At 52.9% G+C, this 15,324-nt stretch carries 12 protein-coding genes; 5 read left to right on the top strand and 7 right to left on the bottom strand.

The genetic code is table 11. The features are described from left to right. Nucleotides 1-22: 22 nt before the first annotated feature. Nucleotides 23-823 (bottom strand): YdcF family protein, encoded by an 801-nt coding sequence (locus ACLJRH_RS03595; protein ID WP_023136768.1) that lies wholly within the window; start codon nt 821-823, stop codon nt 23-25. A 63-nt stretch (nt 824-886) separates the two neighbouring features. Next, nucleotides 887-4,789, bottom strand: coding sequence for an ATP-dependent RNA helicase HrpA (hrpA, locus tag ACLJRH_RS03590; protein WP_001550139.1), 3,903 nt, complete (start codon nt 4,787-4,789; stop codon nt 887-889). Between the two features lie 200 nt (nt 4,790-4,989). Between hrpA and azoR the strand changes: the two genes are divergently transcribed. Next, nucleotides 4,990-5,595 (top strand): FMN-dependent NADH-azoreductase, encoded by a 606-nt coding sequence (gene azoR, locus ACLJRH_RS03585; RefSeq protein WP_023136362.1) that lies wholly within the window; start codon nt 4,990-4,992, stop codon nt 5,593-5,595. Here the strand turns inward: azoR and ACLJRH_RS03580 are convergent. The 4 genes from ACLJRH_RS03580 to ACLJRH_RS03565 form a co-directional block, all read right to left on the bottom strand. Beyond that, nucleotides 5,592-6,041 carry a GFA family protein gene (locus tag ACLJRH_RS03580; protein WP_001518898.1) on the bottom strand — a complete coding sequence of 150 codons (450 nt, stop codon included), beginning with the start codon at nt 6,039-6,041 and terminating at the stop codon, nt 5,592-5,594. The two genes, azoR and ACLJRH_RS03580, sit on opposite strands and share 4 nt — an antisense overlap. 143 nt (nt 6,042-6,184) lie before the next feature. Then, nucleotides 6,185-6,508, bottom strand: a complete 324-nt coding sequence (locus ACLJRH_RS03575; RefSeq protein WP_000760414.1) for a YdbL family protein — start codon at nt 6,506-6,508, stop codon at nt 6,185-6,187. Between the two features lie 7 nt (nt 6,509-6,515). After that, nucleotides 6,516-6,707 (bottom strand): YnbE family lipoprotein, encoded by a 192-nt coding sequence (locus ACLJRH_RS03570; protein WP_023891972.1) that lies wholly within the window; start codon nt 6,705-6,707, stop codon nt 6,516-6,518. Further along, a complete protein-coding gene (locus tag ACLJRH_RS03565) occupies nt 6,707-9,343 on the bottom strand; it encodes a YdbH family protein (protein ID WP_023136364.1) in 2,637 nt (878 codons plus the stop codon). The genes ACLJRH_RS03570 and ACLJRH_RS03565 overlap by 1 nt, the downstream gene beginning before the upstream one ends. Nucleotides 9,344-9,582: 239 nt before the next feature. Here ACLJRH_RS03565 and ldhA point away from each other — a divergent pair, with 239 nt between their 5' ends. Both ldhA and hslJ read left to right on the top strand, forming a co-directional pair. Further along, entirely contained in the window at nt 9,583-10,572 is a 990-nt protein-coding gene (gene ldhA, locus ACLJRH_RS03560; protein WP_000762206.1) for a D-lactate dehydrogenase, read from the top strand. A 110-nt stretch (nt 10,573-10,682) separates the two neighbouring features. Beyond that, nucleotides 10,683-11,093, top strand: a complete 411-nt coding sequence (hslJ, locus tag ACLJRH_RS03555) for a heat shock protein HslJ (protein WP_000725238.1) — start codon at nt 10,683-10,685, stop codon at nt 11,091-11,093. A 43-nt stretch (nt 11,094-11,136) separates the two neighbouring features. On the opposite strand, the gene ACLJRH_RS03550 is transcribed toward hslJ, so the two are convergent. Continuing rightward, on the bottom strand, nt 11,137-11,403 hold the full coding sequence (locus tag ACLJRH_RS03550; RefSeq protein WP_001200684.1) for a DUF333 domain-containing protein: 267 nt from the start codon (nt 11,401-11,403) through the stop codon (nt 11,137-11,139). Between ACLJRH_RS03550 and ACLJRH_RS03545 the strand changes: the two genes are divergently transcribed. Together ACLJRH_RS03545 and nifJ are read left to right on the top strand one after the other, a co-directional pair. After that, entirely contained in the window at nt 11,307-11,618 is a 312-nt protein-coding gene (locus tag ACLJRH_RS03545; protein WP_031604532.1) for a hypothetical protein, read from the top strand. The two genes, ACLJRH_RS03550 and ACLJRH_RS03545, sit on opposite strands and share 97 nt — an antisense overlap. A gap of 60 nt (nt 11,619-11,678) precedes the next feature. Further along, nucleotides 11,679-15,203, top strand: coding sequence for a pyruvate:ferredoxin (flavodoxin) oxidoreductase (gene nifJ, locus ACLJRH_RS03540; RefSeq protein WP_023223283.1), 3,525 nt, complete (start codon nt 11,679-11,681; stop codon nt 15,201-15,203). The last annotated feature ends 121 nt before the right edge of the window (nt 15,204-15,324 follow it).

Raw genomic sequence — 15,324 nt, 5'->3', positions numbered from 1 at the left:
CACCCTCGCAAACGGGCGATTTTTAGCGTAAAGCTCTCTGTTCTAACGCACTGCGCAGCGTAGTATCTGCCTGCAATACCTGCCATGCGTTTTCAATATCACGTGGGATATCAACGTGAATGATAAAATCTTTACCGCGCGGTCCATACCCTGTTTCATCGTCACGCAAACGTGGTAGCTCGCCGGCAATCAGAGACAAATAACGCTCCACCGTCCAGATGCCCTCTTCAACATTGGCAAAACGTGTACCGCCATTAAGGTGGCGCAGTACCGGAACAAAACCAGGAAAACTCAGCCAGCGCGGCGCATCGGTGTCGTCGTTTGTCACGCGCCGAAACGCCGCGATAGTGCGCCGCTGCATGGTGGGGTCTTGCACAACGATAGCCGTGTTAATGTTTTCTTTCGCCTGACGGATCAGTGCGCAAGAGAAACGGGCATTTTCGCCGCAATTAGTTGACCGATCTTCCAGCCAAATTTTCTCAGCCGGAATATGCCAGAACTGGTTCGCGATATCCGCGAGGATAGCGGCTTCAGCGCGTCCGCTTGTGCGAATAGTGTGGTAGCGCGAATGCCGGGCAATCACGGCGTACAAAAACGGCGTTGAATGACCTATACCGCCGCTAATCAGTAAAGGAACGTCTTGCGCTTTGGCGATGCGACAGGCAGCGTCGATAGTGGGGATCACCGCATTGCCCGCCAGGACGACACAATCCGACGAATAAGGTTGTTCGCCGGAAAAATCATTTTGCGCCAGCCACTGTCCGACGGTATTCACCGCCAGCAATGTTTCCGCAGAGAGCACCGGAAATGGCGTTGTATTCATAATTCCTCCTTTTTGTTCCGAACTTGTACCGGATCTCTTTGAAAGACATCGTCGCCTGGCTTTTTAGGCCGTAATCTGATCCATGGCCTGTAAAATACGCTTATCGGAAATAGGATAAGGCGTACCGAGCTGTTGGGCGAAATAACTGACACGCAGTTCTTCAATCATCCAACGGATCTCTTTAACATCATCATCTTCGCGACGCGCTGGAGGCAATTTATTTATCCATTGTTGCCACGCCTGCTGGACGCTTTCGACTTTCAGCATTTGCGCCCGATCGCGGTGCGGATCGACAGCCAGTTTCTCCAGCCGCTTTTCAATTGCCTGCAGATAACGCAGCGTATCGCCGAGACGTTTAAAGCCGTTGCCAGTCACAAAACCACGGTATACCAGACCGCTCATCTGCGCCTTGATATCGGAAAGCCCCAACGCCATGCTCATATCCACCCGCCCTTTCAGACGCTTATTGATATTGAATACGGTCGTCAGGATGCGCTCAACCTGCTTCGCGATATCCACCACAGTATCATTCAGCTCGGCGCGTACCTTTTCGTGCAGCGCGGTGAAACCTGCTTCGCTCCACACCGGTCCGCCGTTGGCATCTATCAGCTTATCTACCCCGCAGGCGATACAGTCATCAATCAACTCCAGTACTTTGCCGTACGGGTTAAAGTACAGCCCCAGCTTGGCTTTATTCGGCAATTTCTCATGCAGATACTTAATCGGTGAAGGAATGTTGAGCAACAGCAGACGGCGTAAACCGCACCACATCGCCTGTTGTTGTTCCAGCGGATTATCAAACAATTTGATAGCGACGCTGTCACGCTCATCCACTAACGCCGGCCACGCCTTCACTTTATAATTACCGCGTTTCTGTTCGTAGCTTTCCGGCAGCTCGCCGAAACTCCAGATATGCAGCCCGCTCTGCTCAATGCCGTCATCCGCCACCGCCGAGAGCGTCTCCTGCACTTTGCCTTTCAGCGCATTTTTAAGCTCGGCGAGCGAACGCCCTTCCTGCAGTTTCTTGTTTTTGTCATTCACCACGCGAAACGTGATTTTCAGATGCTCGGGCACCTGATCCCAATGCCAGTCTTCCCGGTCGACCGTGACGCCGGTCATCCGGCGCAGTTCACGCTCCAGAGCGTCCAGCAGCGGCAGCTCCAGCGGCGTTACGCGACCTAAAAACGCTTCAGCATAGTTTGGCGCCGGAACAAAGTTGCGACGTACCGGTTTTGGCAACGATTTAATCAGCGCAATCACTAATTCACGGCGCAGCCCTGGGATCTGCCATTCAAAACCGCTCTCGTCAACCTGGTTAAGTAGCGGCAACGGAATATGGACGGTCACGCCGTCAGCATCCGCGCCCGGTTCAAACTGATAGCTCAAACGCAGCTTGAGATTGCCCTGGTGCCAGAAGTTCGGGTAATCCAGTTTGCTGATTTTTTCCGCGCCTTCTTTAATCAGCATACTTTTTTCAAAGTTGAGCAGATCCGGCGTCTCGCGGCTGATTTTTTTCCACCAACTATCAAAGTGGCGGGCGGAAATAACGTCATGGCTAATACGCTGGTCATAAAACTCAAACAGGGTATCGTCATCCACCAGGATATCGCGGCGGCGAGATTTGTGCTCAAGTTCCTCGACTTCCGCACGCAATTTTAGATTCTCACGGAAGAAGGCGTGACGGGTTTGCCAGTCCCCCTCCACCAGCGCATGGCGGATGAACAACTCGCGACACAACGCCGGGTCAATCTGGCTGTAATTCACCTTGCGCGCGGCGACAATCGGCAGACCGTAGACAGTAACCTTTTCCGTCGCCATCACCGCGCCTTGCGCCCGCTCCCAGTGCGGTTCGCTATATGAACGTTTAATCAGGTGCTGGGCTACCGGTTCCACCCATTCTGGCTCAATGCGGGCAGCGATACGCCCCCACAAACGGCTGGTCTCCACCAGTTCTGCGACCATTGTCCATTTCGGCGGTTTTTTGAATAAACCGGAACCGGGGAAAATAGAGAATCGGGCGTTACGCGCGCCGGTGTACTCTTGTTTATCGGCATCTTTCATCCCGATATGCGACAACAGCCCCGTTAACAACGCAACGTGAATTTCCCGGTACTCTGCGGGTTCGCTGTTTACCGGAATCCCCAGTTCTTTGACCACCTGACGCAGTTGGGTATAGATATCCTGCCACTCACGCACGCGTAAATAGTTCAGATAGTCGGTGCGACACAGACGGCGGAATTGATTCGACGACAGGGCCTTTTGTTGCTCGCCGAGGTAATTCCACAGGTTAACAAACGCCAGAAAATCGGACTCCTTATCATGGAAGCGCCGGTGTTTCTCATCGGAAGCCTGCTGCTTGTCCACTGGGCGCTCGCGCGGATCCTGAATAGAGAGTGCGGAAGTAATGATCATCGCTTCGCGCACACAGCCATGCTTTTGCGCTTCCAGAACCATACGCGCCAGGCGCGGGTCGACCGGCAACTGGGATAATTGTCGGCCCAGCGGCGTCAGCTTATATGCCGTTTGCTGTTCGTCGGCGGTAATCGCCCCCAGCTCTTCCAACAAACGCACGCCATCCTGAATATTGCGCTTATCCGGCGCTTCGACAAACGGGAAGGCAGCGATGTCACCCAGCCCCAGGGCGGTCATCTGCAAAATAACCGACGCCAGGTTGGTACGTAGAATTTCCGGGTCGGTAAATTCCGGACGTGACAAAAAGTCATCTTCCGAATACAGACGAATGCAGATCCCTTCCGATACGCGTCCGCAACGCCCTTTACGCTGGTTGGCGGAAGCCTGTGAGATCGGTTCAATCGGCAGGCGCTGCACTTTAGTGCGGTAGCTGTAGCGGCTGATGCGCGCAGTGCCAGGATCGATCACATACTTGATACCCGGCACCGTCAGCGAGGTTTCCGCCACGTTAGTCGCCAGCACGATACGGCGTCCGCTGTGCGACTGGAAAACGCGGTTCTGTTCGCTGTTCGACAAGCGTGCATACAGCGGCAACACTTCGGTATGCCGTAAGTTCAGCTTGTTCAGGGCGTCGGCGGTATCGCGGATTTCCCGCTCTCCGCTCATAAAAATCAGGATATCGCCGGGACTTTCACGCCCCAGTTCATCAACAGCGTCAAAAATTGCCTGTAGCTGATCGCGTTCAGTGTCGTCAGCCTCTTCCACGATAGGGCGATAACGAACTTCTACGGGATACGTTCGGCCAGAGACTTCGATAATCGGCGCGTTATTAAAGTGGCGCGAGAAACGTTCCGGGTCGATGGTCGCAGAGGTAATAATCACTTTCAGATCGGGGCGACGCGGCAGAAGCTCTTTCAGATAGCCGAGCAAGAAGTCAATATTCAGGCTGCGTTCATGCGCTTCATCAATAATGATGGTGTCATACTGCATCAATAGCCTGTCCTGCTGGATTTCCGCCAGCAGGATACCGTCCGTCATCAGTTTGACCATGGTGTTGCTACTGACATGATCGCTGAAACGAACTTTATAGCCGATGCAGCCGCCAGGCTCCGTTTGCAACTCTTCGGCAATGCGGTTAGCAACGGTGCGCGCCGCCAGGCGACGCGGCTGAGTATGTCCAATAAGTCCTTTAATTCCGCGTCCCAGTTCCATACAAATTTTCGGCAACTGGGTGGTTTTACCGGAACCGGTTTCCCCTGCCACGATCACCACCTGATGATCGCGGATCGCTTCCAGAATGTCCTGTTTTTTCTGGCTAACAGGTAAATTTTGCGGATAAGTGATTGAGGGGCGCGCCGCTTCGCGTAGAGCGACCTGCGCCGCAGCCTGTTCAATTTCTTTCGCCATCGTCTGGAAAATAGCCTGTTGCGCATCAGGATTTTTTACTTTCTTTACGCCATGCAGGCGGCGAGCAAAGCGCTGTTTGTCGCGCAGCATCAGTGCATCCAGCCGCTGCTGTAACACCTGAAGCGTCAACGTAGATTGTTCAGTCATAAAGCTCTTGGGCAGCATTCTGCCTGTTTAAAATCGTTTTAAATGATAGGTATAGAGTACCACATTGGGGCTTTTTTTGTGTTGTTCAATAATTTCGAACAAAGGGTTCGATATATTGCGCTATCCCTGCGACATATTTGTGAATAAAGTGTCAACAAGCAACGGGGCACGCCCCTTCAAACACATAAAAGGAAACACCCATGAGCAAGGTATTAGTTCTTAAATCCAGTATTCTGGCAGGGTACTCTCAGTCTGGTCAGTTGACTGACTATTTTATTGAACAATGGCGCGAAAAACACGTCGCAGATGAAATTACTGTCCGCGATCTGGCGGCCAACCCTATTCCGGTGCTGGATGGCGAGCTGGTGGGCGCGATGCGTCCGGGCGATGCGCCTTTAACGCCACGTCAACAGGACGCTCTGGCGCTGTCTGATGAGCTCATTGCTGAACTGAAAGCCCACGACGTCATCGTTATTGCGGCACCGATGTACAATTTCAATATTCCGACGCAGCTGAAAAACTATTTTGATCTGATTGCCCGCGCCGGTATCACTTTCCGCTATACCGAAAAAGGCCCGGAAGGTCTGGTAACCGGTAAACGCGCGGTGGTTCTCTCCAGTCGCGGCGGTATCCATAAAGACACCCCGACGGATTTGATTGCGCCTTACCTGAAAGTGTTCCTTGGTTTTATCGGTATTACCGACGTGAATTTTGTTTTTGCCGAAGGCATCGCCTACGGGCCGGAAGTGGCGGCTAAAGCTCAGGCCGATGCAAAAGCCGCGATTGACAGCGTAGTGGCCGCTTAAATATTTTTGCCTCCCGTTTCGACGGGAGGTGACTTCTTAGGTTCGTAGCGCAAATATCCTACCACGCCGCTACTGCCGCCATCGCTGGGATGCGTTACCCCATCATTGACTTCAACGCAGGCGAAATCAAAAGGCGACACATTTTCGATGCACGCCACATTGACCCCATATTGATCGGGATTGGATCGACGTTGATGAAAAGTATATATCCCGCATACCGAACAGAAAAAATGCACCGCCTTGCCCGTATTGAAGCGATATTCGGTAAGCTTATCCTGCCCTTTTAGCACTTTAATACCCGATAGCGGCGCAGACACTGCCACCGCTCCGCGCATCCGGCAAAACGAACAGTTGCAGCGCCTGGCGGTATGAAAGCCATCGCTAAGTTGAACGGTAAACACGACGCTGCCACAATGGCAGGCAGCAGATAATTTTTCAGACGTCATACCTGGTTACTCTCGCGAATAGTGATACCAGTCAACAGTATAGAAATGGCGTTTCCGGTTCGCCTAATATAAATACGACCTTCATATTCAGAAATTACCCATATAAAAATGCATTTTGCGGTAAAAAAATTGTCGAAAAGCGGTTATTTACGCATCCATTTGCCATTAATTCCCTGGACATATTCTCCCGGCCTGGCGCGCTCAACCAGTTTTTGCCCTGCCATCTTCGCCACCTCATCCACGGGAAGATGATTGCTATCCGCTAACTGCTGATAACTGGCGCGACGGGCATGATTAATATCAAGCACCAGTTTCTGGGTTTCGGCATCATTCTTTAAGGCCACCAGATAGCCATTCAGCGTTTCCCCAACCCGGCCCTGCGTGCGCGCTTCGTCCAGGGTTAAGGCCCACACAGAAGGTGTGAGCAAGCTCAGCGTCAGCACCCATAGCATTAAATACTTTTTCATTATGGCCTCAGAATAGATCGCTGCGTGATTTCAGGAGTTCTTCAACATCTTTATCGACTTTGATATGTATTTCATGCTCGATCTTTACATTCATGTTGATGGTAATCGGCTGTTCCGGCGCGGCGACTTCAATACGTGGCGTGCAGCCCACCACGATAAATGGCGCAAGCGCTGACAGCATGGCAATACTCATTTTCATTATTTATCCTCACAGTCCTTGTCTTTCCGGCAAGGAGGTTGCGGCAACGCTGTATTTTGTTCAAGCCATGCCTGTAAATTGTCGCCAAAACGCAAACTGCGCCACAGCGTAAACACATTTTCTTCATGGGTATAGTTCAAGTTAACGATCGCGGTTTTACCATCTACCCGGCTTTTGCCGGTAATGGCCGCCTGCATCGTTAGTACGCCCAGGTTATCAACGTTAATTTTCGTCCACGAATGCGTAATCTCCATATAACGTAACCAGTTGATCGCCGAGCCTGCCGTGACATTATCCTTCACCACCGCATCCGCAGTATCTTTATCGATGCGCAACGTCATTGGCCCGGGATTCGTAAGCCAGCCATCTTTGATTATCCATTTTTCATTGTTCAGCCACAGCGGCAGCGCGCCGCTAACCGGACCAGACATGGCGAATTGCTTTGGATTTATGGCGCTAATCAATTCGCTGGATGAAATATTTTGCACCCGCAAAAGCGCCGGGTCGTGCTGCGGCATTCGCAACTGTTTCATAATGATTTGACCGCCCAGCACGTCTACGCTGACATCGCTTAGCAGTAATGGATTCGACTCGCTCCAGGGATAACCGCCCTGTAAATCAGCAGTGATATTTTTCGCCGTGACCTGGTTGACTATCCCGGCAATACGCAGCGAGACGGGCCCGCGCGTCCCCAATTGCCACGCGCCGTTGTGGAAGCGAAATGGCAGAATGAAATCGACGCCGTTGATTTTGTTATCCGGCATCCAGGCGCTACCGCCTTTTAACACGCCGTGTCCACCTGCTTCAAACCCCTGCCCCTGTGCGGCGGAAAAAGCCACCTGCGCATACAGTGAGCCTTCGCGCAGCGTCATTTTCCAGTCTGGTGGAAGCAACGGCTGGAAAACGATAAGCGACTGCTTCGGCCACCAGGCCTGTCCGCGAAGGCGTTCGCCATCCCAGCGCCCATTCAGCCGTACCGGCCCTATCGCCCCCGCCCGAAGGTCGCCTTTAAACTGGAACAGGGTTGGCTCGCGCCCTTCAACGCTAAAATTAATGGTAGAAGGCGGCAGCACGCTCCCGCTGGTAAATACGGTTTTTCCCGCCTCCAGAGACAGCGCGCCCTGTAGCGACGGCGTTGTGGCGTCGCGAACCCAGACAATAGGTTTATTCAGCGCCAGTCTTGGCGATGTGACGGTCATTGCGCCATAGTGCAACTGATCAAAGCCGGTGGACAAACTGGTCAACCTGATGGTGTTATCATGCCATTCGCCCTGTCCGGCAATATCCCAGCGGGCGCGCATTGGTGTAAAGCTTCCTTGCCCCCAATAGCGCCAACGCCAGCGACCAGCATCAGGGAGAAAATCATTCGCCAGGCCATCAAGATGAAGAACGAAATCGCCCATCTCATTTTCGTGCGCCCGTAAAATAGCCTGTAATCGACCATCAACGCCGCGCGGCGTCACCTTAACGCCCGCCAGCGGCCAACGAATTTCATCAATATCTAACGCATCAATCACCCGTCCGCGCGAGCGTAGCAATGCGCCAGGTGCAAAGGTGAGCTGCGGATCGGCCAGACTGCCGCGGAACATAGCGGGCAATACGGCATAAAAGATTAAATCCTTCTGTTTAGCCTCGCCGGTAAGCTGTAGAGGCATCTCACTGCTATCCATGCTGAGTTTTCCCGGGCCGATAGTCAGTACAGCGTTCGCTTTACCGGCATCGCCCTGGGTCAGAATATTCAGGCGTCCGCTGACTCGTGCATTATCCGGCCCGGCTTGCCAGTTATCGATATTAAAAGCCAGACGTCCGCTCAAGGGGAATCCCTGATATGGCCAGTTCCAGCGGCCATCGCTGATGGTAAGCCGCTGACGCGTTACCGCCCAGGGGAGATCGAGAATCGGGTCAGGATTACCTCGCGCCATCACGATGAGCTGTCCGGCGTTATCACGCCACTCCAGTTCCGCATCCACCAGCGACGGTTCCTGCGGCAGACGCAAGGTCGCTGCCGCATGACCGCTGACCGGCAGGCCATCCGGTACCAGGGGCAACATAAACTCCCCCGCCAGGCTAACGGGAGGCTGGTTGGCCAGCGCGGCGATCTCCAGTTGGCTCACCGTCAATGCCTGACCGCGTAACTGCCCTTGAAATTTTACTTTTTCGCCCTGATAACGTATCTGCTGAATGAGCGGCGTCATGGAGATCGCCAGCTTGCCCTGCCATTCCGGCCAGGGCGCGAGAATGACATTATCAATGTTAATCCAGGTATTGGGCAGCATTGACTGCCACTGCGCCAGCGTACGCGGCGCGGCGGGAGAAGCTTCCGTAGCGGGCAGTTTCGCCAGGCATGCGGCATCCAGTTTGAGGCTTTTAATATTCAGCAACCAACGGCTGGGATGCGTCAGTTCCGCCTGGGTAATATGCGCTAACGAACAATCATTGACCAGATAGCGAAGATCGGGAATCACTAACCCATGACGTGTCAGGCGTGGACTTTGTTCCAGAGCGATACGGGTACCGACGGGTAGCCAAATTCCCGCCAGAGTGGGAACCCACAGCCCGAGGGTCATCAGTAGCGTCAGAGGGACAAGAATCAGCAGTAACAGTAGCGCAAGGGCGGCTTTATATTTACCCTTCATGGGCCATTAATTTCCTGATTTAACGAAAAATTCAGTCGGCTATCTCTTTATTTTGGCATGATTGCCCGTACATAGCCTAATAGTTCATGTTGCAGGGGCGCCCTCCGGCTATTTGAGGCGTTGTGGAGAATGATAACCTAAAATTATTCATTATATGTATGACTATCAATTATTTTTGATTTTTTGTAAGATAATTTTAAGTATATTTGTGTGATTCTAACATCACTGGAGAAGGTCATATGAAACTCGCCGTCTATAGTACCAAACAGTATGACAAGAAATATCTACAGCAAGTGAACGAAGCGTTCGGTTTTGAACTGGAGTTTTTTGATTTTCTGCTAACCGAGAAAACGGCGAAAACCGCCAATGGATGTGAAGCAGTTTGTATCTTCGTGAATGACGACGGGAGCCGACCGGTACTGGAAGAGCTGAAAAAACACGGCGTGAAATACATCGCGCTGCGTTGCGCCGGATTTAATAATGTCGACCTGGATGCCGCTAAAGAACTCGGTTTGCAGGTGGTGCGCGTACCGGCTTATTCTCCGGAAGCCGTCGCTGAACATGCGATTGGCATGATGATGACATTGAACCGCCGTATTCACCGCGCTTATCAACGCACCCGCGACGCTAACTTTTCCCTTGAGGGGCTGACCGGCTTTACCATGCACGGAAAAACCGCTGGCGTCATTGGTACCGGTAAAATCGGCGTCGCCGCGCTGCGTATCCTGAAAGGCTTCGGAATGCGTTTACTGGCGTTTGATCCCTATCCCAGCACCGCCGCGCTTGACCTCGGCGTCGAGTATGTGGATCTGCAAACGTTGTTTGCCGAATCGGATGTCATTTCCCTGCACTGCCCGCTCACGCCGGAAAACTACCATTTACTGAACCATGCGGCATTCGATCAAATGAAAAATGGCGTTATGGTCATTAATACCAGTCGTGGCGCGCTGATTGATTCCCAGGCGGCTATCGAAGCTCTGAAGAATCAGAAAATCGGCTCGCTGGGGATGGATGTGTATGAAAACGAACGCGACCTGTTCTTTGAAGATAAGTCAAACGATGTTATCCAGGATGATGTTTTCCGCCGTCTGTCGGCCTGCCATAACGTACTGTTTACGGGGCACCAGGCATTCCTGACCGCAGAAGCGCTGATCAGCATCTCTGAAACCACGTTACAAAACTTAAGCCAGCTTGAGAAGGGCGAAGCCTGCCCGAACGCGCTGTTCTAATCCTGTCGCTCCCCTGCGCTCAGGGGAGCATTTTCGGATAACCCCTGAAGATCTATCCGGTCATATTATTACTATAGTCAGTGTTAACTATCAGATTACAGAGAATATCAATGAAGAAAATCGTCACGCTGGTCGCCCTGAGCATCATAATCACAGGGTGCGTGAGCAGTGGAAAAGTGTCCGTCAAACGCGAGCAACTGGAGCACCACCGCTTTGTTCTGGAAAGCGTAAACGGTAAAACGGTCACCGGCCCGGAGCTCAGCTTTGGCGAGGACATGACGGTATCTGGCAAAATGTGCAATCAATTCACCGGCGAAGGAAAACTGTCGGACGGCGAATTAAAAGTGAAAAATTTAGCGATGACCCGAATGATGTGCGCCGATCCGCAGCTTAATGCGCTGGACGGTACCCTCAGCGAGCTCTTCAGCAAAGGCGCACAGGTCGATTTAACCGCGAACCAATTAACGCTGGCGACGGCAGAAACAACGCTAATGTATAAACTGGCGGATTTAGCGCACTAAGCCATTAAGTGAAAAGTTATACGCGTCAGGCGAAACGCCGCGCTTAATAACTCCCGCAGCTTCCGGCGGCAAGCGACTGTTCACTACAACGTTTGCCGTTGGGTAGCGCGCACATACCAATTACTGAACCATCAAGCTGTCGGGCCGCTGAAAGCGAACCGCCAATCATAGCGCAATTCGCTTCGCCGGCGCTGGACATCGCCGCTTTCATCCCTGGCGAAACATGCGCCGCGGTTGCCTGCTGAACAGGTTCGCTACTGCAAGCCGACAATAATAACGCGGCTCCCCCCACCCAAAACGCTGCGCGCATTTCTCTCCCCTCTGTTTATTCATCCAAACGACACCGCCCTAAATAATAGGCAGCAGAAACTGACGCGTCGAGAGGCAAAGCGCGCATTTATGCGCTTCATTAACATTTATTGGCAATTTTTTACGTCTTTCCGGCAAGAAATCGCCATTCTCCTCCCGCCAGGGACACAAAAGCGAAAATGGGGCTTGAAGGGCTTTGCTAAAATAAAAGGATAACTACAGGATGCGCTCACGATTATGCGTGTCCCTCTTTTTTGCGCAATGTAAGGGTGTCATATGCAAACAATTGACGGTAATGGCGCAGTAGCGTCGGTGGCGTTCCGTACCAGCGAGGTTATCGCCATTTACCCGATTACGCCCAGTTCAACAATGGCTGAACAAGCGGATGCCTGGGCCGGTAATGGGCTTAAAAATGTCTGGGGCGATACGCCGCGTGTGGTAGAGATGCAGTCGGAAGGCGGCGCGATCGCCGCCGTTCACGGTGCGTTACAAACCGGTTCGCTTTCTACGTCATTTACATCATCGCAGGGGCTGCTGCTGATGATTCCAACGCTGTATAAACTGGCGGGGCAACTCACGCCGTTTGTACTGCACGTTGCCGCACGTACCGTCGCCACACACGCGCTTTCTATTTTTGGCGACCATTCCGATGTGATGGCGGTCCGCCAGACAGGCTGCGCGATGTTATGCGCCGCCAGCGTTCAGGAAGCGCAGGATTTTGCGCTGATCGCGCACAGGGCTACGCTGAAAAGCCGCATTCCGTTTATTCATTTTTTTGATGGCTTCCGTACATCGCATGAAATCAACAAAATTATACCGCTAACGGATGAAACCATTCTGAACCTGATGCCGCAGGCGGAGATCGACGCTCACCGCGCCCGCGCGCTGAATCCGGAACATCCGGTGATTCGTGGAACTTCAGCGAATCCGGATACCTACTTCCAGTCTCGCGAAGCGACCAACCCGTGGTACAACGCCGTTTATGATCATGTTGAAGAGGCGATGAAGGCATTTGGCGATGCTACAGGCCGTCAGTACCAGCCATTTGAATATTATGGCCATCCCCAGGCTGAACGGGTCATCATTATGATGGGCTCCGCCCTCGGCACTTGCGAAGAGGTCGTGGACGAGCTACTGATACGCGGAGAAAAGGTCGGCGTTCTGAAAGTCCGTCTGTTCCGCCCCTTCTCCGCCAAACATTTGTTACAGGCATTACCGGAAACCGTTCGCGCTATCGCCGTGCTCGATCGCACCAAAGAGCCTGGCGCGCAGGCCGAGCCACTTTATCTGGACGTGATGACCGCACTGGCGGAGGCCTTTAATAATGGCGAGCGCGAAACATTACCGCGCACCATTGGCGGCCGTTATGGGCTATCATCCAAAGAGTTCGGCCCGGCGTGCGTACTGGCGGTCTTTAATGAACTCAGCCGCGCGAAACCCAAACCACGGTTTACGGTGGGCATTTATGATGACGTCACTAATCTCTCGCTGCCATTACCGGAAAATACCCTGCCCGGCAGCGCTAAACTTGAAGCGTTATTTTACGGTCTGGGAAGCGACGGCAGCGTATCCGCCACGAAAAATAATATTAAAATTATCGGTAATTCTACGCCGTGGTATGCGCAAGGTTATTTCGTTTATGACTCTAAAAAAGCTGGCGGGCTCACGGTATCGCACCTGCGCGTCAGCGAAAAACCCATTCGTTCCGCTTACTTAATTGCTCAGGCGGATTTTGTCGGCTGCCATCAATTACAGTTTATCGATAAATATCAGATGGCGGAACGTCTGAAGCCAGGCGGAATCTTTCTGCTTAATACGCCGTACAGCGCCGACGAGGTCTGGTCGCGTCTGCCGCAAGAAGTTCAGGCGGTGTTGAATCAGAAAAAGGCGCGTTTTTACGTGGTTAACGCGGCGAAAATCGCCCGCGAATGTGGACTTGGCGCCCGCATCAATACCGTCATGCAAATGGCTTTCTTCCACCTGACGCATATTCTTCCGGGCGATAGCGCCCTGGTTGAGCTGCAGGGCGCGATTGCCAAAAGCTATAGCAGCAAGGGTCAGGATCTGGTTGAGCGTAACTGGCAGGCATTGGCGCTGGCGCAGGCATCGCTGGCGGAAGTGCCGTTGCAGGCGGTTAATCCGCACAGCGCGCATCGCCCGCCGGTCGTCTCCGACGCCGCGCCGGATTTCGTGAAAACCGTTACCGCCGCCATGTTGGCGGGCCTCGGCGACGCACTGCCTGTTTCCGCCCTGCCGCCGGACGGAACATGGCCGATGGGCACCACCCGCTGGGAAAAGCGCAATATCGCCGAAGAGATTCCTGTCTGGAAAGAGGAACTGTGTACACAATGTAATCACTGCGTCGCCGCCTGCCCTCACTCGGCAATTCGTGCGAAAGTCGTTTCCCCGCAGGCGATGGAGAACGCGCCAGCCAGTCTGCATTCGCTGGACGTGAAGTCCCGCGATATGCGCGGCCAGAAATATGTGCTGCAGGTCGCGCCGGAAGACTGTACTGGCTGTAATTTATGCGTAGAGGTCTGCCCGGCTAAAGATCGGCAAAATCCACAGATCAAGGCGATTAACATGATGTCGCGCCTTGAGCATGTGGAAGAAGAGAAAGTGAATTATGACTTTTTCCTCGACTTACCGGAAATCGATCGCAGCAAACTGGAACGAATTGATATCCGCACATCGCAGCTCATTACGCCGCTGTTTGAATATTCCGGCGCCTGTTCCGGCTGCGGTGAAACGCCGTATATTAAACTGCTGACTCAGTTATATGGCGACAGAATGTTAATCGCTAACGCCACGGGGTGTTCCTCTATTTACGGCGGTAACTTACCCTCAACGCCTTATACCACCGATGCCAACGGACGCGGCCCGGCATGGGCGAATTCGTTATTTGAAGATAACGCGGAATTTGGCCTCGGTTTCCGTCTGAGCGTGGATCAGCACCGGGCGCGCGTCATGCGTTTACTGGCGCAATTCGCCGATCGCATTCCGGCGGAATTAAACGATGCTCTGCATACCGAAGCAACGCCTGACGTTCGGCGTGAACAGGTCGCCGCATTACGCCAACATCTGAAATCGGTTGCGGGCGCAGAGGAACTGTTAAAGGATGCTGATGCGCTGGTAGAAAAATCAATCTGGCTGATTGGCGGCGATGGTTGGGCATACGACATCGGCTTTGGCGGTTTAGACCATGTGTTAAGCCTGACGGAGAATGTCAATATTCTGGTTCTGGATACGCAGTGTTATTCCAATACTGGCGGCCAGGCGTCGAAGGCGACGCCGCTTGGCGCCGTCACTAAATTTGGCGAACATGGCAAGCGTAAAGCCCGTAAAGATCTTGGCGTCAGCATGATGATGTATGGTCATGTTTATGTCGCGCAAATTTCGCTGGGCGCGCAGTTAAACCAGACGGTGAAAGCCATCCAGGAAGCCGAAGCCTGGCCAGGACCGTCGCTGATCATTGCCTATAGCCCCTGTGAGGAACATGGTTACGATCTGGCGCTAAGCCATGACCAGATGCGTCAGTTAACGGCGACCGGTTTCTGGCCGTTATACCGCTTTGATCCCCGCCGTGCGGATGAAGGCAAGCCGCCGCTGGCTCTGGACTCTCGACCACCGTCAGATGCCCTGGCGGAAACGTTGCTTAATGAACAGCGTTTCCGTCGCCTGAATGCGCAACAGCCTGAAGTAGCTGAACAATTATGGCAAGATGCCGCATTGGATTTGCAAAAACGCTATGACTTTCTTGCCTTGCTGGCAGGAAAAGCGGAAAAACCCGGCGCAGATTAAAAAATATTCTAAGGATTAACCTGGAAACAAAAAAAGCCCGAACATCCGTTCGGGCTTGTCAATTTATACGCTGGAAAGCAAAGGTTAACGCAATGGCCCAGCGACAAAATGAATATGTGAC

The organism is Salmonella sp. SAL04162 (genome assembly GCF_046551535.1).
In the GTDB taxonomy this organism is placed as follows: Bacteria; Pseudomonadota; Gammaproteobacteria; order Enterobacterales; family Enterobacteriaceae; genus Salmonella; species Salmonella enterica.
Note: the sequence above shows the minus strand (reverse complement) of the source record. Positions and strands in the feature narration are given on the sequence as shown.